This is a genomic window from Pseudomonas sp. PME37.24/006 (assembly GCF_055556635.1).
The window spans coordinates 642,535-661,272 of the sequence record NZ_JBVHNL010000004.1 but is presented as its reverse complement, the minus strand read 5'-3'; the positions used below and the strand labels follow the sequence as shown (position 1 = coordinate 661,272).

Below are 18,738 nucleotides of genomic sequence, written 5' to 3'. Positions count from 1 at the left end.
GTAGTCCTTTTCATGGAGTTGGGGGTAATTCTAGAGGCGTCTGACCGCTGACGCTGTGACTCCGTTCCCCTCCGGCGATGCCCGCGCTCAGAACTCCATCACCACCCGGCCCTCGATCTTCCCAGCGCGCAACTGCCCGAGGATGCCGTTGACGTTATCCAGGCTGTCGCGGTGGATGGTCGCCTTGACCAGCCCCTCGCCAGCGAAGTCCATGGCTTCCTGCAGGTCGGCGCGTGTACCGACGATGGAGCCGGTGATGCTGATGGCCTTGAGCACCACATCGAAGATCGGCGTTGGGAAGTCGCCTGGTGGCAGCCCCACCAGCGCCACCGTGCCACCACGACGCGCCATGCCGATCGCTTGGCTGAATGCGCTGTTCGATACCGCCGTGACGAGCACGCCGTGTGCGCCGCCTATATCACGCTGTACGACGGCGGCTGGATCCTCCTGGCGGGCGTTGATGGTCAGGCTGGCGCCGAGTTTTTTCGCCAATGCCAGTTTGACGTCGTCTACATCGATGGCAACCACATGCAAGCCCATGGCACGGGCGTATTGCACGGCGACGTGGCCCAGGCCGCCGATGCCAGAAATGGCCACCCACTGGCCGGGGCGCGCCCCGGTGACCTTCAGGCCCTTGTAGACGGTGACACCTGCGCAGAGGATCGGCGCGATCTCGGCGAATCCGACGTTCTTGGGCAGAATGCCCACATAGTTCGGATCGGCCAGCACGTATTCGGCGTAGCTGCCGTTAACCGAATAGCCGGTGTTCTGTTGATCAGCGCAAAGGGTTTCCCAGCCAGTAAGGCAGTGCTCGCAGCAGCCACAGGCTGTGTATAACCAGGGTACGCCGACGCGGTCGCCTTCCTTGATCCGCGTCACGCCACGGCCTACGGCGGCGACATAGCCCACGCCCTCATGACCGGGAATGAACGGCAGGCTGGGTTTCACCGGCCAGTCGCCATCGGCGGCGTGCAGATCGGTGTGGCAGACACCCGCTGCCTCGATCTTCACTAGTATCTGCCCGGGGCCGGGCAGGGGAACCTTCACTTCTTCGAGCCGTAAAGGCTCACCGAAGGCATGCACGACGGCGGCTTTCATGGTCTGTTGCATGGCGCGATCCTCCTCGATAGAGAAGCCCAGTATGGAAGGCCTGCCAGGTCACGCACTGTCCCAGGACAATAGTCGCAGTTGTCGCCTGGTTCTCCGACGGGCGGCCGATTATCGATTTGCGCACGACTGCAGTATAATTGCCGGTTTCCGCAAACCACGCCTACCGCGTGGTTTGTTGTTTCTGCCGCGGCGCCAAGCGCCCGAGACGAGAGAGGCACGACGATGAGCGCACTGGTTGGCGTGATCATGGGTTCCAAATCCGACTGGAGCACCCTGAGCCATACCGTCGAGATGCTGGATAAATTAGGCATTCCCAACGAAGTGAAGGTGGTCTCTGCCCACCGCACCCCGGATTTGCTGTTCCAGTACGCTGAAGAAGCCGAAGGCCGCGGTATTCAGGTGATCATCGCGGGTGCTGGTGGTGCCGCTCACCTGCCTGGCATGTGCGCTGCTAAAACCCATCTGCCAGTGCTCGGCGTGCCGGTGCAGTCGTCCATGCTCTCGGGCGTCGACTCACTGCTGTCCATTGTGCAGATGCCAGCTGGCATTCCGGTTGCGACCCTGGCCATCGGCAAGGCGGGCGCCATCAACGCCGCGCTGCTGGCGGCGAGTATCCTCGGTCACCAGCACCCGCAGTTCCACGCGGCGCTCAAGCAGTTCCGCGATGAGCAGACCAATACCGTGCTGGACAACCCGGATCCGAGGGCGCAGTGATGAAGATCGGCGTAATCGGGGGCGGCCAGCTCGGTCGCATGTTGGCCCTGGCGGGTACTCCGCTGGGTATGAATTTCGCGTTTCTCGACCCGGCGCCAGATGCTTGCGCACAAGCGCTGGGCGAACACATTCGTGCCGATTACGGCGATCAGGATCATTTGCGCCAACTGGCCGATGAAGTCGATCTGGTGACCTTCGAGTTCGAAAGCGTGCCAGCCGAAACCGTGGCGTTCCTGTCCCAGTTCGTGCCGGTCTATCCGAGCGCCGAGTCGCTGCGCATCGCCCGTGATCGCTGGTTCGAGAAGTCGATGTTCAAGGATCTGGGCATCCCCACCCCGGAATTCGCCGATATCCAGTCTCAGGCCGATCTCGACGCGGCCGTCGCCAGCATTGGCCTGCCTGCCGTGATGAAGACCCGTACCCTGGGTTATGACGGCAAGGGCCAGAAGGTTCTGCGCAAACCCGAAGACGTCACCGGCGCCTTCGCCGAGCTAGGCAGCGTGCCGTGCCTCCTTGAAGGTTTCGTGCCGTTCAGCGGTGAAGTGTCGCTGGTCGCCGTGCGTGGCCGTGATGGCGAAACACGCTTCTACCCGTTGGTGCACAACACCCACGACAGCGGCATTCTCAGCCTGTCGGTGGCCAGCACCAATCACCCGCTGCAGGCGCTGGCCGAAGATTACGTCGGGCGCGTGCTGAAGCAGCTCGATTACGTTGGCGTCATGGCTTTCGAATTCTTCGAGGTCGACGGTGGCCTCAAGGCCAACGAGATCGCGCCGCGGGTACACAACTCCGGGCACTGGACCATCGAAGGTGCCGAGTGCAGCCAGTTCGAGAACCATCTGCGCGCTGTCGCCGGCCTGCCGCTGGGCTCGACCGCCAAGGTCGGCGAGAGCGCCATGCTCAACTTCATCGGCAGCGTACCGGCTGTGGATAAGGTTGCGGCCATCGATGATTGCCACCTGCATCACTACGGCAAGGCCTTCAAGGTCGGGCGCAAGGTTGGTCATGCCACCCTGCGTTGTGCGGATCGGGCGACCCTCGACAGCCGTATCGCCGAGGTACAGGCGCTTATCGCAGCAGGCTAGGCGTCTGGCGCGGGAGGTTGAACCTCTCCAGCGCTGCGCTCGTCAGATGAAAGGCGCCGCATTCGTGCGGCGCCTTTTTCTATTCTGGAGGGCGTCATGGGTATTATCGGCACTATTTTAATCGGCCTGATCGTCGGGTTGATCGCCCGTTTCCTCAAGCCAGGCGATGACAGCATGGGCTGGATCATGACCATCCTGCTGGGTATCGGTGGCTCCATCGCTGCGACCTACGGTGGTCAGGCACTGGGCATCTACCGGGCGGGTGAAGGCGCTGGTTTCATCGGCGCGGTGGTTGGTGCGATCATCCTGCTGGTGATCTACGGCTTGATCACCAAGAAGCGTTGAACCGGTAGCCTGACGCATCGACGACTGGCTACTCCCTGTTGGCTATTACCACTATGAGTCCCGTCGATGCGTTACCTGCCCCTTGTTCTGCTGTTGATCTGCGGCATCGCCCACGCCGAACTGCCCGAAACCGACTGGCTGGAACTGATGCCCGAAGCGGATCAGCGCGCGCTTGAACAGATGCCGGAGATCACCCACAACAGCCCGGAGGCGGCGGGTAGCTTCGACAGCAAGGGTGGCCTCAAACAGCAGGAAAAGGATTTGCCCGCCGTGATGTATTCGGCCAACACCGTGCCCGCCATGAACGGCAAAAAAATCCGCCTTGGTGGCTATCCGGTACCGCTTGAAACCGACAATGCCGGACGCAGCACCCTGTTCTTTCTGGTGCCTTACCCAGGCGCCTGCATCCACGTCCCACCACCGCCGCCTAACCAACTGGTGCTGGTGCGCTATCCCAAGGGCATCGCCCTCGAAGATATCTACGAGCCTCTCTGGGTCAATGGCACTCTGAAGATAGAGCCTGTCAGCAACGACCTGGCCGATGCTGCCTATGCGCTGGACGCCAGTAGCGCGCGGATGGTCGAGGAAAGCGATCTGTGATGAACGTTGGCGCCCCGGTCGGGCGCCAACGTCATTTAGCTATTCACTAGCGAATCACGAGCTGCATGGCTTGGCGCGCCATGTCGACGACCGCCCTGGCCAGCAGATCAAGCACCCAGCGCAGAAAAAACGTGGTCACTTCGATGGTGGCAGGCACTGCGCGACCCAGGAACTTGAAGATTTTCACGATCAGGGCGCGTATCGAATCGCTGATGTCCTTGCAAAGCTGTGCGCCCTGCACCAGAACACTGGCAATCTGATCCAGCACGGTCATGCTCACGGTGATCGCGCTGCCGATTACCATATTGGCAGCCTTCTTGAGCAGGTACTGCATGGCCTTGGAAATCATCCACAATGTCGCTGCGGAATGCATGGTGGGGCCGTAGCTGGCGCTCTCCAGCCAGATGTCGATTTCCCGATCGAGTGGCGGCTCAGGGTTGCGGTACAGCCCTGTCCAGGTGGCATCGCCAATGGCAGGCAGGTACTGGGTCATACGGTGTGCATTGGGGCTGATCTGCGCGCCCTTCCAGGGGATCATGCAGACATTGCCGCTGACTGGCACATGGCTGAACGGGAATATCGGCACCATGCTCACCGGATCGGCGCTGTGGTAAACGCGATGGATGTTGGTGGCACCAAGCTTGCCGCTCAGGTGCCGGGCAAAGCCGCCGACACCTGTGCGTGGTGAGCCGAAGGTGTAGAGCTTGATTCCGGCCACGCCGAGTTCACTGAGGTGATCTGCCGCCAGGGTAGCCAGCGCACCGCCCAGGCTGTGACCCACGCAGTGCACGGTGCTGGGGTTGCGTCCGCGCATGAATGAATCGAGATCATTGCGTAACGACTTGAACGTTTCATTGAAACCTGCGTGCACAGGCCAGGTGCTCGGGCCGCGTTGCAGGCCAGCGTTCGCATCGGTCATAGCATCTGCAAAGGTGTCGGTGCCGCGAAATGCCAACAGCATCTCTCCCTGCCGCCCCCCTACGCCGTGTACGGCATAGGCGAAGCCTGTCCGTGTACGGAAAACGGCACCGCTGGTTCCACTGGCCATTTGCAGATTGGAGAAGTCGAATGAGTTGCTCAGCCCGAGACGGGCGGCTTCATCCTCCACACCACCTTTGGATGACATGACGGCATCCTTGACGGTGTAGACATGCGTTGCGATCTGCGCGGATTGTTTGGGGCTCAAGGGGTTCACAGCCGAATCCTTCTGGTCTGATGATGGGGGCGTTACTGAAGAACGCAGATGCCGAATGTTTCAGTTTCCGGGTGAGCGACGGGTTCGCTGTTGAGCTCACAGATGAACTTCAGTGGGCGGCCCTTCACCTCACCTAGGTTGTCATAATTGTGTTTGGTGAATACCCAGCCTTTATGTTCCTTACCCTGATAGCGCAGGGTGATTCGCTGGCCGGTCACCGGTTCGTGGGGCATGAAGCCTGCTGTCAGTGATTTCGCAGTCACGGCCGGCAGTTGAAAGCGGCCTTGAGCATCGGATTGTGTGGTGTTGGTACGGTGCTCGTTTTTCCAATGCCAGTGATATTCCTGTTCTATCTCCACACCCTGAACAGGTTTCCCGTCGAGCAACACGGTGCCCTCTACCTCGGAGAACAGATAAAGCGTCTTGGAAAAAGCCATGGCGTAACCCTGTGTGAGTAGTCCGATAAGCAGCAATGCGCAGCAGGAAAGTGTTTTGCGGTTCAAGGTCGTTCCCTCGCCGAATGGCTGAGCGTTTCGGGACGTGCCGCAGGTTGATTGCTGCGGCGAGGAGAAATCAGCGGCGCTATGCGCAGACTGATGCGGTAGTCATGCCTGTGAGCAGGCGATTTCTTCGAGCGGGATTTCTGCCCATGGCTGGCGTCGGAGTATAGCGACGGGGGCAGCTGGGATTTCTTGAACATGTTCGCACTCTCCTTGTGTCATTGATCGATTGGGCTCAGCAGCCCAGCAATCGCTTTTGCCGGCGTGCCGGCGCATCCGTTGCAAACAGCATGCTGGTCGGCTGGTAGCGCGCTAGTAAGCTGGCCGCTGCACGTCTCTGCCGCTGTGTACCGCTGCGCAGCACGGCCATGCACTGTCTCTCGCTGAACGGCTGGCCCAGCAAATACCCGGTGCCTGGCTGCAAGCTCTGCTGCTGGCCTTGCCACCATTGTTCGACCTGATACGGATCTGGCCAGGGCAGGTCGATGTCCGGATCCATGCTGACGTTGGTGTCGGACGGATCATCGGTAGGGCCTTCGTCGTAGTCGGGATAGACGCTCAATTCCAGGTCGAGTTCCGCGAGGTCCGCACCGGTAATCAGGCTGAACGCTTCACCCGCCGCACGGGCCGTGGGCAGTTCGTGCATCTGCCGAATCAGCCAGGCAATAGTCTGTGGGTCGCCCAGCAGACCGATGGCCTGGATCGCCATATGGCGGTGCGCCTCGCTCTGCATCAGGCCGCGCAGCCAGGCAATGCTGGCCTCTCGCGGTTGCCAGGCGAGCAGTACCTCGAGCGCGGGCCGGCGCCGCTCACCCGGCTGCTCGGCGAACAGGCGCAGATTGCCGAGGGCCTCCTGGTCGCCCATCTGGGCGCTGGCCCAGTTGCTCCAGAAACGCACGTCATCGTCACCGTGCAGGCGGTGTTGGCGCAGCGGCTGCAGCAGGTCACGGCGCCGCAGGGTACCAGCCAGCCGAGCCGCGGCGGCCAGTACGCTGGCATCACCGTGGCCGAGGGCCGAGAGCAGCGCCGGGCCTGGATCCTTGCCGTGCAGTGTGTGGGCAGCCAGGGCGATCCGTCGGCGCTGTACGTCAGTGGCATGCAGATAGCCTTCGATCAGCGCGGAGACTTCGTGCCACTCCAGCCAGCCCAATGCGGCAACAAGAAACGGCTCGCCCTCAGGGTTGGCGTGCAGATGTTGATACAGCGTTTCCAGGGCGCTGTCGTTACTCAGGCGCAGTGCCAGCGCAGCCGTAGCGAATACCTCGCCCTGGGCATGTGGAGTCAGCTGTTCAAGCAACAGGTGAAGCCCCTTGAGGCCGGCGATCTGCAGACCATCGAGATGCGCCTCGATCCGCTCGTCTAGGTCGCCGAGGTGCTCCAGGTCATAATGGGGCGCGCCTACTGCGTAACTGCGCAGGCCTGCGAGGAAGGTGGCTTCTTCGGCGTGCTGGTCGAGGATGGTGGCGATCATCACTCGATGCGGGTCCACGAAGTACCGTCGAAGGCCAGAATGTCATTTTCCCCGATGGACCAGAGCAGCCCATCAGCACTGCTCAGACTGTGGCAGCTATTGGGGATCAAATCACCGAAGTCGACCAGCTCAAGCTGGTCTCCGTTGAGCCAGTACAGTGCATGGAGCGTAGAAACATAAAGCTTGCCGGCGAACCACTCGAGATCCCAAATATCTGAATCGGTAGCCTCATGATCAAGGTTTTCCCATTGATCGTTTTTACCCCGCAGAAGAATGCCGTGCATACCGCACGCATACACCCAGCCGTCTTCGGCACAGCACACCCGAGTGAGATTTATGTTGGTAGGACTGGCGCAGTTCTTCCAGGCAGCACCATCGAAATGCCAGATTTCGCCATACCAGCCGACGGCGTAGATATCTTGCTCGCTGTAGCCATGAATGGATTCGAACCCGAAAACTATGTCCTTGGCTGGTTGGTTAGGCATATCGCCGTGTAGAGCGATCCAATTGTCTGGGCTCTCTCGTTTGAATACCTGACGATCCATGCCGCAGACATAGGCGAAACCACTGATGTTGCGTATTTCTCGCATGATGCTCAGCGTTACGCCGGGACAGGCTATCTGCTCGTCGTAATCGTCGTTGTTGCCCATCACACGGATATTTCCGTGTTCGCCCAGCGCGATAGCTTGGTCTTTTGGGGTTTGAGTAACGCAGATCGAATGAGCGTTCCAGCGTCCTATCTCATACATGCCCCATCCGCCATTATCCCAGGCATAAAAAGATGTATGTGGTAAGCCGTCTGCCGCAAGATCAGGATCAATGCACAAGACATAAGCGAGGTCGCCGTAGCGCACAGCCCCGCTGCGGTAACGGTAACCAACATCTTTGAACATCATCGTGTGATACTCCCTGAGTTATCTATCAATCGTTTGCCCTTGTCATATTGCTGCCAAGCCTGCTCAGCAACCTTGCTGTCAGTTTTGCCACTGGGTGACGACGGTATTTTCGTGTTTGGTTTTACACCCACTTCTGGACTGGAATGGTAGGCATTGAGTTGCGATTCCAGGCACTGCTGATCACACCCGCTCTGAAAGACCATATTCACTGACGCCGCGCCGCATTCAGTGGCCTGGCGCAAGGTCCATGTGCCATCTGGAGCCAGCTTTTTTGCCCTGACGCCTTGATAGGTGTGCATCAAACCGTGGGTTGCAGTCGTATTGTCAGGGCCTTCCGCACACACGCAGGGTGCTCGATCAAGGTCATATTTCGAGTTCTTGAACTGCGCCCGTAGTGAGCCACCGTCTTTGCGGGTTCCTGGCTCAAGAAACGCCGAAGCCTCTATAAGATGATGGCCTGTCTGGCCAGGGCAGCAGCCCGGCTGGCGGGTTTTGCCGCGGCCTTTGGGTTTGTAGGGCGTTAGCATGCAGCGCCGAGCCTGCAGGCATTTGTTGGCTCGATTTTTACTGGCGAGTCGCTCGTAGGCGCTTTTAACTGACGTATTGGCCTGGGTTCTGGCAGGGGAGCCCTTAGCGGTAAGCGCCCGCGCTTTTTTTGCTTTCACCAGTTCTGTGGTTGGCGGACACGGGTCCCCGTCCCCATGAGGTGTGTATTCCTTGCAGGCATCCTTCTCGTTCTTGATGTCTTCCTTGCACGGCCCTTCTCCCTTGCTTACCGCCATCTGATCCAGATACGGCCAGGTCGGCGTATTGCCCGGCATCGATCCATGGTTATGGGTCGTCAGATCCATATGCCGAACCACGTTCTTGCCTTCGAACTTGACGTCCATCGACCAGGAGGTGAAGTACACCTTGCCCTTGATCTTGCTGGTGATGATGCCTTTCTTCGGAGCGCGGCCGGGTTCGTCGCCGTAGCTGGTCTTGTAGTAGCTCTTGTTCTTGAGCATCACTTCCTTGCGGGTGATGCGGATGGTGCGCGTGCCCTTGGTGGTGTCCTTGGACAGCCCGGTGTTGGGGTACGGGATCGGAATGCCCAGGGGCATCGGCGGCGTCTGCGGTGGGGTGAAGCAGACGTCGGGAAAGGCGGCGATGGACTTGCCGCTGGCTGCCTTGCAGGAAATCTCCCGGTTGTTGGCATAGACCTCGTTGGCCATCAGGCTGCTCCTACCCGTTGATAACGCAGCAGCGCCACGGTGCGCTCGCCGGCGTCGTTGCCCAGTTGATAGACGATGTTCGAACCCAGGCTGTAGCCCTTGCGTGAGGCGGCCAGGGCCACCGCCAGCATGGCCGGGCCGATGGCGGCACCGCATTCGCCGATGCAGTCGGCGGGGTGCCAGATATCGAACTCCTCCTTGACCACCCGCAGCGTGCGGCTCAGTGCCAGGGCCGCTTCCTTGAAGTAGTACTGCTCGCCGGCGTTGTCGGTCAGGCGGTAGTCCATCTGTTCCATGCGACAGTTGCCATCCTTGAGCGCCGCCTGGGTGGCCTGCACCAGCCCGTCGGCGCGCAGCGGGATGTCGTCGGCCTCGACGGTAGCTTTCTCGACGCCAAAGCCCAGTCCGAAGCAGACCAGCTGTTCGGCGTCCTGGCGCACCGGCGCGCCGACGACCACCGCCGCTGCGCCTTCACCGGGAATGAAGCCGTTGGAGTGGCGGCTGGTCAGCAGCCGCTGACGTTGCTCGAAGGCGGACAGGGTGGCTGCGTTGAGAAAGGAGTCGACCCCGGCGATCAGCACGTACCGATGACCGCCTTCGTGGATCAGCCGGCGTGCATTGAGCAGCGCCACGCCGGCGCTGACCCGGCCGCGCGGGATCAGCGTGGACGCACCATGAAACTGCACACCCAGCTCACGCTCGATATCGCGCAGCAGGCTGTTGTCCAGGTCGTCGCAACGCCCTGGGCGATCCAGTTCAGCGACGCCGAGCAGCAGTGGCGTAGCGGCGCAATCCAGGCCAGGCAAAGCGGCGAGGCTTTCGGCGATAGCGCGGGCGGCCATCTTCACTAGCTTGGTTCGGCCGCGCCAGGGTTCCTCCAGCGGCACGCTGGCGGCGACCTGCCATTCACCGCCGCCGTCGATGAAGCGGGTTTCCTGAAAATTGTCGAGGGCGCAGCGGATCGCCGCGCAGCTGGCCGGCGCGCTCAGGCCCACGGCGCTGACCATACCGCTGGAGAGGATGCTGAGGGCGCTCATGACAGGTCATCCTCGGTCGAGCGGCTGTGGCTCAGGGCGGCCAGAGACGGGTGGTAGTCCTTGCCCAGTTCGCGAGCGCGCCACCAGGCCCGGGACTTCTCGCCCACCAGCACCTGGGCGATCTCGAACAGGCTGCGCTTTAGCGGTCGGCGGGTGCGCCAAGTGATTTCCACATGCCCGGCGTCGGTGTCGACCAGCAGGGTGTCTATGACCGCATCTGCGGTTTCATGGCCGCCGGCGCTGAGGAAATAGGTCACCGGCATGCGCACGCTGGGCACCCGGAAGCCGGCGCGCTCGCTGGGCAGCATGCCGAGCAGAAAAACCTCTTCGCCACCTTTGAGGTAGTCGGTCTGCTGATCGGCCGGGGCCGCCTGGAAGTAGCGTTCGTCGAAGTCCTTGGGCAGGAAGGGAAACTGCTCGTCCTGCCAAGCCTGATCGTAGGTGCCGGCGAAGCCGACGCGCGCCTGCCAGTGCTTGCCCAGCGGGCCGAGGGCCATGGGTTCGAAATCGCCATGGGGCGCATCCACGGGCTGGCCGAGCTTTTCGGTGTTGGGCATCGGCATGCCGACCACGGTGCCGCCGCTCAGGCTGCGCGGGTACCAGCCCTGGCCGGCCGGATTGCGCAGGTTGCACAGGAGGTGCTCGGGGTTACTCGGCGCCGTGTGGTGGCCGCCGAAGGCACTGGCGTAGGAAATGTCCTGACGTACGAAGGGCTGTGGCGCGCCGGCGCTGGTGCCCAGCGCGCCGGGTTGCCATTGCCGCGGGCCGTACACGCTGAATGCCTTGCTGACCCGGCCGACACGGATGCCCACGGTCAGCTGGCTGACCGGGCGGCCGCCTGGCGCGTGGGCGCTGCCGCTGACCAGCACGTCGCAGTACGGCTTGAAAGGGGCGAAGTCGAACTCGCGCAGGGGTGCGGACAGCGCCGGGTCACCGGTAAAGGTATCGCTCATCAGCAGCGGTTGCTGGTCATCGAGCAGGCGCGCCACGCTGCCGTCCACCGGCAGATCGAAGGTGCCCTTGACGATGACCACCAAGTATTCGCGGCCATCAGCATCCAGACCCTGGTTGTAGGCGGCCACCATTCGCGTGGCGTTGAGCAGTTCCATCAGAACCTATCCCGTTCGCGCATCAGTTCTCCGGGCAGGAATGTGCTTGCCAATGCTGACCATCAAAAGACAACACGCAGTCGTCTCCTATACACCACAGTGCTTCGGCACAGGCGTCGAGGTTGTGAAATGCCAGTGGCCCCGGCAGGGGAACATGAACGGCTGACAACTGATTGTTGGCATAACGCAGCAAATGCGTGCCGGCAGATAGATACAGAGCGCCCTGGAATTCACAGGCATTTTCCAGCACCAGGTGGCTGAAGGCTGAGTCGCTCAGATCTGCCCAGCCTTGTTGGCGATTGCCCCTGAACAGCACACCGCCTGAACCGGCCAGGAATATAGAGCCGTCGCTGTGGTGGTGAACCACGTACAGCGGCAGGTTGGTCGGGCTTTCCAGGCGAGTCCACTTACTTGCGTCCCAGTGCCACAAGGCACCGCTATCGCCTGCCGCGTAGATATCGTTGGTCGCTGTACCGTCCAGCGCATTCAGGCTAGAGGTGACCTGATCCTGCAACGGCTCGTAGATGCCCTGATCCATGCGTTGCCAGCCCTGCGCCGTGCGGCGCAGTACCTGACCTTGAGTGCCACAAGCGTACAGCTGTCCGTCTATCTCGCGCAGGGCCTTCAGATAGGCGTTGGCCAGCGGCAACTGCTCATCCTGAAAAGCCGGGCCGGATGGGTGAATACGCAGTGAGCCGAGGCGTCCCAGCAGGTGGTAGACATCCTTGGCACGATTGCCGTCGGCGGCCTGGCGGTGGCTGTCCTGGGTAATGTCATCGAGATCATAGAGGTGATACCAGTTACCCTCGGCAATCATCATGATACGACTGATGGTCGGCTCGGTCTCTTCGACATAGAGAAGTCCGCTCAGCAACGCGCGCTCGGCGGAAATGGCGATCACGTGCTTGAAGTAGAGGGCGGAGTCTTTGCGTTGCATGATTGAAATCCTAAGGCATGCCCGCTGGGGCGCTTGGGCTGACTGGGGCCGGGATAGCTTTGCCGGGTTTGCCTGATGCCCTCAGTACGGTTGAGTCGGTACAGGCCGGGGCCTTGGCAGATGTGCTGGTGTAGCACTGGTCGAGCTGGTGCTCTACGCACGCCTGTCCATCAGGTGTGATATCGCGCGGTGGCGTGAGTGCGCCACCGGCCGACGCTGCTGCGGTCTTCCTGGCGGTTGCGTAGATGAACGGTTTGCCCTGTTGGTGATGGTTCAGCTCGACAGGATCGAATCGTTCGTGGCAACGCTGGTGCGAGCCTTGATATTGGTTGCCGAACGAAACGCAAATCACCGGTGCCTGCTGATGGTTGTAGTTGGCTATATCGCGCATGCAACGGCCGGGAATCAGGTGGTGGCCGGTGTGCCGCTCACCGCTGGCCGAGTCGGGGCAGGGATCGCTGTAGGGCTGTACGCGCAGGTGTTCCATCCCGGCACATTTGCCGCCCGGCTGGAAGGCCAGCACCATGCTGGCTGTGTGCGGCCATGGTGGCGTGTTGCCGGGCTTTGAGCCGTGATTGTAAGTAGTCAGATCAAGGTGGCGAACAACGTTCTTGTCTTCAAACTTGACGTCCATAGACCAAGAGGTGAAGTACACCTTCCCTTTGATCTTGCCAGTCAGAATACCTTTCTTGGGCGCGCAGCCGGGTTCGTCACCATAGCTAGTCTTGTAGTGACTCTTGTTCTTGAGCATCACCTCCCTGCCCGCGATCCTGACCGTGCGTGTTCCTTTGGTGGTATCGCTGGCCATGCCGGTATTGGGGTAAGGGATGGGGATGCCCATTGGTGTGGGTGGTGCCTGGGGAGGCGTGAAGCAAACGTCAGGAAATGCGGCAATGGATTTGCCGTCGGAGCTCTTCGCCGATATTTCTCGACCGTTGGCGTAAACCGTATGGCTCATTTCAGTTGATCTGCACCGAACCGCCCTTGATGCGGTTCACGCCGCTGGAGCGGCTGGACAGGTAGGCGCCCTTGATCAGCACCTTGCCCTCGCGGGTCAGGGTGATGCTGGCCTTGCCGCAGCGCAGCACGATCTCGCGTTCGGCGCTGAATTCCAGGCGCTCGCCGTCCATGTGCGCCACGGCCGCTGGCGTGGCGACCGGCGCCTGCGGTAGGCGCTGGATGCGGCCGATCACCAGTGGCTGAGACGGGTCACCGGCGACGAACATCAGCGCCACCTGAGCGCCGATGTCTTCACGGCTGAGCGTCGTGGTGGTGGTCGCGGCGATACCGGTTTCCGATGGGCAGCCGGGGAACGCCACTACCGGGCTGGACGCCTGGGGCACATCGAGCAGCACGCCGATGACCACGCCGTCGAGGCGAGTGACGGCTGGGGTGTGGAACTGGACTGTCATATAGGTTGCTCCATGGCCGTGGTCGCGGCTCAGTTCTGCAGGATCTTCTGGCCTTTCATCACGATGTTCTTGGCGGCCTTGACGTTGATCGCCCCGGAGCCGTCGATGCTGATGTTCTTGCCACGAATGACGATGGTGCCGTCCTTCTTCATGACGATGCTGGCGGCGCCAGTCTGCAGGGTGATCGAGTCACCGGCCTTGAGTACGAAGTTCTTGCCGACATGCAGATTGTCATCCTTGAGGACTCGGCTATTGCGCTCGCCGCGCACATAGTGCGACTCGTTACCGCCGGCCATGGTCGCCAGATCCGCGCCGATCAGCACGTACTCGTTGGCGGTGATCAGCGCGGTGCGGTCGGCACCGATGGTGGTGCGCTCGCTGTTGCCAACGCTTTCGGTACGGTTGGCGCCGATGCTGATGGTTTCATTGCTGCCGACGCTTTCAGTGCGGTTGGCGCCGATGCTGATGGTCTCGTTGCTGCCGACGCTCTCGGTACGGTTGGCGCCAATGCTGATGGTCTCGTTGCTGCCAACCTGCTCGGTGCGGTTCACGCCGATGGTGATGGACTCGTTGTTGCCGACCTTTTCGGTGCGGTCGACGCCGATGGTGATGGTCTCGTTGTTGTCCACCGTCTCGGTGCGATCGTGTTTGACGTGCACCGTCTCATCGTTGTCGATGGTCTTGCTGCGGTCGTGGCCTACCCAGTGGGTTTCGTCGTTCTCGACCTCGATGTCCTGATTCTTTTCGGCATGGATGAACAGCTGCTCTTCGCCCTTCTTGTCCTCCATGCGGATCTCGTTGAAGTTGGCTGGCGTGCCACCCTTGCTCGAGCGGCTCTTGGTGCCGCTTTGCGTGGCGTTGGCGGGCAGGTCGTAGGGCACCGTCTGCTCGGCGTTGTAGACGCGACCGGTGATGATCGGCCGGTCGGGGTCGCCTTCCAGAAAGCTAACGATCACTTCCTGGCCAATGCGCGGGATCTGGATCGAGCCCCAGTTCTTGCCGGCCCAGTTCTGCGATACGCGGATCCAGCAGGAGCTGTTCTCGTTGGATTGGTCGTGGCGATCCCAGTAGAAATGTACCTTTACCCGGCCGTACTGATCGGTCCAGATTTCCTCGCCCTTGGGGCCGACCACCATGGCCGTCTGTGGCCCCTGCACGATCGGCTGAACGGTCAGTGGCAGCGGCCGGAATACCTGGCTGGCGTCGATGCAGGTGAGGCTGCTGTCGAACTGGAAGGCTTCACTGCCCCGGCCGCTTTCATACAGATCTTGGGTGATGGTGTATTCGCTGTCGACGATCAGGTATTCGCGGTTCTGGTCATCGCGCGGGTAGTCGGTGAGGCTGAACAGATGGCCGCTGCCCAATCCGCGGGCGTTGCCCTTCAGGCGAATCTGCTCGTGCTGAGCCTGAATCGCCTCGATGCGATTGCGCGCGTATTGCTCGCCATCCTTGCTCTGCACGTACTCGCCCGGGTAATCGTAGAGCGGATAGTCGGCGTTGCTGTGCTCGCGTGCGATGCTGGAGCGCACTTCCAGGCGCGCGCTGGGGCGCTGGAAGTCGTAGTCGTTGAGCGCCAGGGAGCCAGGTTGCACTTCGTGCGCCAGGTGCCAGTCATGAATGTGATCGCGCTCGCGCATCTGATCGTCGAGCGGGTAGAACGGCACGCTGGCGTAGCCAGGTGCCGTGCTGTGTGCACCGTAGGCATCGCAGAGTACTAGCACGTGGCGTTCCTGCTCGTGACGGAAGTAGTAATAGATCCCTTCCTGCTCCATCAGCCGGCTGACGAAGTCGAAGCTGGTCTCGCGGTACTGCACGCAGTAGTCCCACTCGCGATAGGAGCGGGTGAGGGCGTCTTCGAAATCGGAGAAGCCGAGATCGCGCAACACCTGCTTGATGATCTCGGGCACTGTCTTGCTCTGGAAGATCCGGCAGTCGGACGTGCGCGACAGCAACCATAGCCAAGGCTTGAGCGTGACCTGGTAACTGGCGAACTGGCCACGATGGGCGGTCTGGCTGCAACGCGCGACGATGCCGTGGAAGTAGCGATCGCTGCCATCGGCCAGCTGCACGGCGATGCCCATGGGCTTGCCGAGCAGATTGTTGAGCTTGAGCGATGAATTTTCCGACGCCAGGCTCAACTCGTACTGGAAGAGGCGGCCGAGGGACTCGGTGCCGCTCAGACGTTCCATGACCAGCGCGTTCTCGCCGAGCGGGCTGTTGACCTTGGCCATGCGCGACTGTTGTGTGATTGCCATTTCCGTGACCCTGGGATGCCGTCCTGTGTCGAAGATAACCGGGAATGCCGTTACGTGCTGAGACGCCGTTGGGAATGCACGATCGAGCTGGCCGGTCTGTCTGTTTTTTCCACGCGGGTTGGTGTGGCGCTGCCTGTGACAGCGCTTGATCAGGCCAGCGAAGCGCAAAGGTGTCGCAAGCGATGCGGCATTGTCCAGTAATAGCGATGAGCAATGCCTGGCCGCTTGGCTTGCTAGCCACAGCGCCTGGCTCTAAGGTGCGGCTTTCGCCCACAGCCAGTAGCCGATGACCATGGATCGTTTTGCCCCCTTTGTGCAGCAGGCAACCCGGTTGCTGGCGCTCTGCGCGCCCTCGACCGACGACGGTGCCCATGATCTGTCGCACCTGCAGCGGGTCTGGGCCAATGTTCGCCTGTTGCAGCAGGAGGAAGGCGGCGACCTGGAGCTGCTGCTGGCGGCCGTGCTGTTGCACGACTGTGTGGCGGTAGAAAAGGATTCGCCGTTGCGTGCCAGCGCATCGCGCCTTTCTGCCGAGCGCGCCGCTGGAGTGCTTACCAGTCTGGGTTGGCGCGATGAGCGTATCGCGGCGGCCTGCCATGCCATCGAAGCGCACAGTTTCTCTGCGGCAATCACGCCGACCAGCCTGGAGGCGCGTATTCTGCAGGATGCTGATCGCCTCGACGCCATTGGCTTGATCGGCGTGGCGCGCTGTTTTCATGTGTCCGGGCGAATGGGCAGCGCCTTGTACGACGCCGACGATATCGACGCGCAGCATCGCCCGCTGGATGACCAGCGCTTCGCCCTCGACCATTTCCGCACCAAGCTGCTGGGCCTGGCCTCCGGTTTTCAGACCGCCGCAGGTGCGCGTCTGGCCGAGCAGCGGCACGCGCGGATGGTTACCTTCCTCGACGCATTCCGCGACGAGATCCAGCCTTTTTCGAATCACTAGAGAACTGCGCATGCACTACGACGTCATCGTGATTGGTATGGGCGCCATGGGCGCTGCCACCCTTTATCAACTGGCCAAGCGCGGTGTGCGAGTGGCCGGCGTGGATCGTCATGCGCCGCCCCACGATCAGGGATCCAGCCATGGCGATACGCGCATTACCCGCCAGGCGGTGGGCGAGGGAGCTGCCTATGTACCGCTGGCGTTGAATTCCCAGCGCATCTGGCGGGAGCTTGAAGCGCAGAGCGGCGAATCCTTGTTCGAGGCTTGCGGCATGCTGATGCTCAGCAGCAGCCAGGCGCCGACGCGTGGCCATGGCACACCTGATTTCGGTGGTGAGACTGCGGCGCTGGCCAAGCGCTTCGGCATTGAACATGACCTGCTGGATGCTGCAGGGATACACGCACGCTTTCCACAATTCGGCGGTTTCAGCGAAGAGGCCAGCGGCTATTACGAGCCCGGAGCTGGTTTCGTGCGCCCCGAGCTGGCCATCGAAGTACAGTTGAGGCTAGCCGAGCAGATGGGCGCGACCTTGCACAAGAACACGCCGGTCACCGCCATCGAATCCGTCGGCCAGGGTGTTCGCGTGCAAACCAGCAACGGCACGCTGACCGCAGACAAGGCCATCGTCTGCGCCGGCATGTGGACGGGCAGTCTACTCGGTGCGCCGGTCGAGGGCCTGCTCAAGGTGTGCCGTCAGCAGTTGTTCTGGTTCGAGCTCGACGAGCCTGAACGCTTCGCTGCCAACTCGCCGGTCTACATCCTGCTGCACGGCGCGGCGGACACCGACAGTTGCTACGGTTTTCCGCCGCTGCCGGGCGAGAACGCCATCAAGATCGCCACCGAGCAGTACCTCGATGGCTGTGATCCCGATGCGCTGGATCGCAGCGTCAGCCAGGCTGATATCGACGCCATGTATGACGCCCATGTAGCCGGCCGCTTGCTCGGTGTGTCGAAGCGGGTGCTCAAGTCCAAGGTCTGTACCTACACCATCACCCCGGACTTCAACTTCATCATCGACGCCCATCCGCAGCTGGCCAACGTGACCCTGGTGTCAGCCTGCTCCGGGCATGGCTTCAAGCATTCCGCCGGCATCGGCGAGGCGCTGGCCATGCATCACTGCAACGAGCCAGGCGCTGTCGATCTGTCACCCTTCTCGCTGGCGCGCTTCAGGTAGTTACCTGCAAGTAAGCTCTCAGGAGCTACTGACGAATAGACGGCAGCAAGGCAGAAGCGGACATCGGGCGCTGCTGCTTTTGTGGGAGGGGCTTTAGCCGCGATTGTGCCTGTCTAGGCGTGAAGAGCTCGCGGCTAAAGCGGATCGCCGCCCGGCCCCTCCCACGAGATCGCGATCGGCCGCTTCCGCCACTTTGTGGCCATCGCAGGCAATCTTTCGGCTAAAGATCATTGTCGTTCAGCCAGCGGTACATCACATGGCAATCCACCAGGCCCAGGGTGCGGTGACGGTAGGCTTTCGGCAGGGTGCCGACGATGCTGAAACCGTGCTTCTGCCAGAGCGCCACAGCGACTGTGTTAGTTGCCACCACGGAGTTGAACTGCATCGCCTGAAAGCGTAGTTCGCGACCGATCTGCAACGAATGCTGGCACAGCGCGCTGGCCACGCCCTTGCCGCGGGCGGCAGGGGCGGTCATGTAGCCGCAGTTGCACACGTGGTCACCGGGGCCGGCAGCGTTGGCTTTGATGTAGTAACTGCCAAGGATCTGCCCGTCTTCTTCGGCCACGAAGGTGGCGCGGGGCAGCTCGACCCAGAGCTTCCAGGCCGTTTCACGATCCATGGCCGGGTCATAGGCGTAGGTTTCCTGGGCCTGGGTGACGTCGCGGATGACGGGCCAGACCTGATCGAAGTCGGCGCTGGTAATAGGGCGGATATTCACGCGCTCTCCTGGGATAT

Annotated in this window: 20 protein-coding genes; 6 read left to right on the top strand and 14 right to left on the bottom strand. The window is 61.5% G+C overall.

Features of this window, described 5'->3' with window-relative positions; translation table 11 throughout:
* Nucleotides 1–87 precede the first annotated feature (87 nt).
* Complete coding sequence (gene adhP / locus ACZ3GY_RS19155; protein WP_463562886.1) at nt 88–1,110, bottom strand: alcohol dehydrogenase AdhP; 1,023 nt, start codon at nt 1,108–1,110, stop codon at nt 88–90.
* 222 nt (nt 1,111–1,332) lie between these two features.
* Here adhP and purE point away from each other — a divergent pair, with 222 nt between their 5' ends.
* The 4 genes from purE (at nt 1,333) to ACZ3GY_RS19135 (ending at nt 3,854) form a co-directional block, all read left to right on the top strand.
* A complete protein-coding gene (gene purE / locus ACZ3GY_RS19150; RefSeq protein WP_075928897.1) occupies nt 1,333–1,824 on the top strand; it encodes a 5-(carboxyamino)imidazole ribonucleotide mutase in 492 nt (163 codons plus the stop codon).
* Nucleotides 1,824–2,909, top strand: a complete 1,086-nt coding sequence (locus tag ACZ3GY_RS19145; protein WP_465911601.1) for a 5-(carboxyamino)imidazole ribonucleotide synthase — start codon at nt 1,824–1,826, stop codon at nt 2,907–2,909. Before purE ends, ACZ3GY_RS19145 begins: the two co-directional genes overlap by 1 nt.
* A gap of 96 nt (nt 2,910–3,005) precedes the next feature.
* On the top strand, nt 3,006–3,254 hold the full coding sequence (locus ACZ3GY_RS19140) for a GlsB/YeaQ/YmgE family stress response membrane protein (RefSeq protein ID WP_084303730.1): 249 nt from the start codon (nt 3,006–3,008) through the stop codon (nt 3,252–3,254).
* 66 nt (nt 3,255–3,320) lie between these two features.
* Nucleotides 3,321–3,854 (top strand): DUF3299 domain-containing protein, encoded by a 534-nt coding sequence (locus ACZ3GY_RS19135; RefSeq protein ID WP_463562884.1) that lies wholly within the window; start codon nt 3,321–3,323, stop codon nt 3,852–3,854.
* A 46-nt stretch (nt 3,855–3,900) separates the two neighbouring features.
* Here the strand turns inward: ACZ3GY_RS19135 and ACZ3GY_RS19130 are convergent, their stop codons facing one another.
* From ACZ3GY_RS19130 to ACZ3GY_RS19075, 12 genes are all read right to left on the bottom strand, one after another.
* A complete protein-coding gene (locus tag ACZ3GY_RS19130; RefSeq protein ID WP_225837066.1) occupies nt 3,901–4,980 on the bottom strand; it encodes a lipase family protein in 1,080 nt (359 codons plus the stop codon).
* Between the two features lie 101 nt (nt 4,981–5,081).
* Nucleotides 5,082–5,552: a DUF6795 domain-containing protein gene (locus tag ACZ3GY_RS19125; RefSeq protein ID WP_225837068.1), complete on the bottom strand. Its 471-nt coding sequence runs from the start codon at nt 5,550–5,552 to the stop codon at nt 5,082–5,084.
* Complete coding sequence (locus ACZ3GY_RS19120) at nt 5,549–5,749, bottom strand: hypothetical protein (RefSeq protein ID WP_463562883.1); 201 nt, start codon at nt 5,747–5,749, stop codon at nt 5,549–5,551. The genes ACZ3GY_RS19125 and ACZ3GY_RS19120 overlap by 4 nt, the downstream gene beginning before the upstream one ends.
* Nucleotides 5,750–5,784: 35 nt before the next feature.
* On the bottom strand, nt 5,785–7,020 hold the full coding sequence (locus ACZ3GY_RS19115; RefSeq protein ID WP_465911600.1) for a TIGR02270 family protein: 1,236 nt from the start codon (nt 7,018–7,020) through the stop codon (nt 5,785–5,787).
* On the bottom strand, nt 7,020–7,916 hold the full coding sequence (locus ACZ3GY_RS19110; RefSeq protein WP_465911599.1) for a hypothetical protein: 897 nt from the start codon (nt 7,914–7,916) through the stop codon (nt 7,020–7,022). Before ACZ3GY_RS19110 ends, ACZ3GY_RS19115 begins: the two co-directional genes overlap by 1 nt.
* A complete protein-coding gene (locus ACZ3GY_RS19105; protein ID WP_465911598.1) occupies nt 7,913–9,130 on the bottom strand; it encodes a PAAR-like domain-containing protein in 1,218 nt (405 codons plus the stop codon). Before ACZ3GY_RS19105 ends, ACZ3GY_RS19110 begins: the two co-directional genes overlap by 4 nt.
* The gene (locus ACZ3GY_RS19100; RefSeq protein ID WP_465911597.1) at nt 9,130–10,167 is read right to left on the bottom strand and encodes a hypothetical protein; all 1,038 of its coding nucleotides are present in this window, start codon (nt 10,165–10,167) and stop codon (nt 9,130–9,132) included. Before ACZ3GY_RS19100 ends, ACZ3GY_RS19105 begins: the two co-directional genes overlap by 1 nt.
* Nucleotides 10,164–11,276, bottom strand: coding sequence for a DUF2169 family type VI secretion system accessory protein (locus ACZ3GY_RS19095; RefSeq protein ID WP_465911596.1), 1,113 nt, complete (start codon nt 11,274–11,276; stop codon nt 10,164–10,166). Before ACZ3GY_RS19095 ends, ACZ3GY_RS19100 begins: the two co-directional genes overlap by 4 nt.
* Before the next feature lie 22 nt (nt 11,277–11,298).
* On the bottom strand, nt 11,299–12,213 hold the full coding sequence (locus ACZ3GY_RS19090; protein ID WP_465911595.1) for a beta propeller repeat protein: 915 nt from the start codon (nt 12,211–12,213) through the stop codon (nt 11,299–11,301).
* 10 nt (nt 12,214–12,223) lie between these two features.
* A complete protein-coding gene (locus ACZ3GY_RS19085) occupies nt 12,224–13,171 on the bottom strand; it encodes a PAAR-like domain-containing protein (RefSeq protein ID WP_465911594.1) in 948 nt (315 codons plus the stop codon).
* A gap of 1 nt (nt 13,172) precedes the next feature.
* Nucleotides 13,173–13,625 (bottom strand): DUF6484 domain-containing protein, encoded by a 453-nt coding sequence (locus ACZ3GY_RS19080; RefSeq protein ID WP_463562877.1) that lies wholly within the window; start codon nt 13,623–13,625, stop codon nt 13,173–13,175.
* 29 nt (nt 13,626–13,654) lie between these two features.
* Nucleotides 13,655–15,880 carry a type VI secretion system Vgr family protein gene (locus tag ACZ3GY_RS19075; protein ID WP_465911593.1) on the bottom strand — a complete coding sequence of 742 codons (2,226 nt, stop codon included), beginning with the start codon at nt 15,878–15,880 and terminating at the stop codon, nt 13,655–13,657.
* A 286-nt stretch (nt 15,881–16,166) separates the two neighbouring features.
* Here ACZ3GY_RS19075 and ACZ3GY_RS19070 point away from each other — a divergent pair, with 286 nt between their 5' ends.
* Both ACZ3GY_RS19070 and solA read left to right on the top strand, forming a co-directional pair.
* Complete coding sequence (locus ACZ3GY_RS19070; RefSeq protein WP_465911592.1) at nt 16,167–16,829, top strand: HD domain-containing protein; 663 nt, start codon at nt 16,167–16,169, stop codon at nt 16,827–16,829.
* A 4-nt stretch (nt 16,830–16,833) separates the two neighbouring features.
* On the top strand, nt 16,834–18,003 hold the full coding sequence (gene solA, locus ACZ3GY_RS19065) for an N-methyl-L-tryptophan oxidase (protein ID WP_465911849.1): 1,170 nt from the start codon (nt 16,834–16,836) through the stop codon (nt 18,001–18,003).
* Between the two features lie 220 nt (nt 18,004–18,223).
* Here the strand turns inward: solA and ACZ3GY_RS19060 are convergent, their stop codons facing one another.
* Nucleotides 18,224–18,721, bottom strand: coding sequence for a GNAT family N-acetyltransferase (locus tag ACZ3GY_RS19060; protein ID WP_465911591.1), 498 nt, complete (start codon nt 18,719–18,721; stop codon nt 18,224–18,226).
* Between the last annotated feature and the right edge of the window lie 17 nt (nt 18,722–18,738).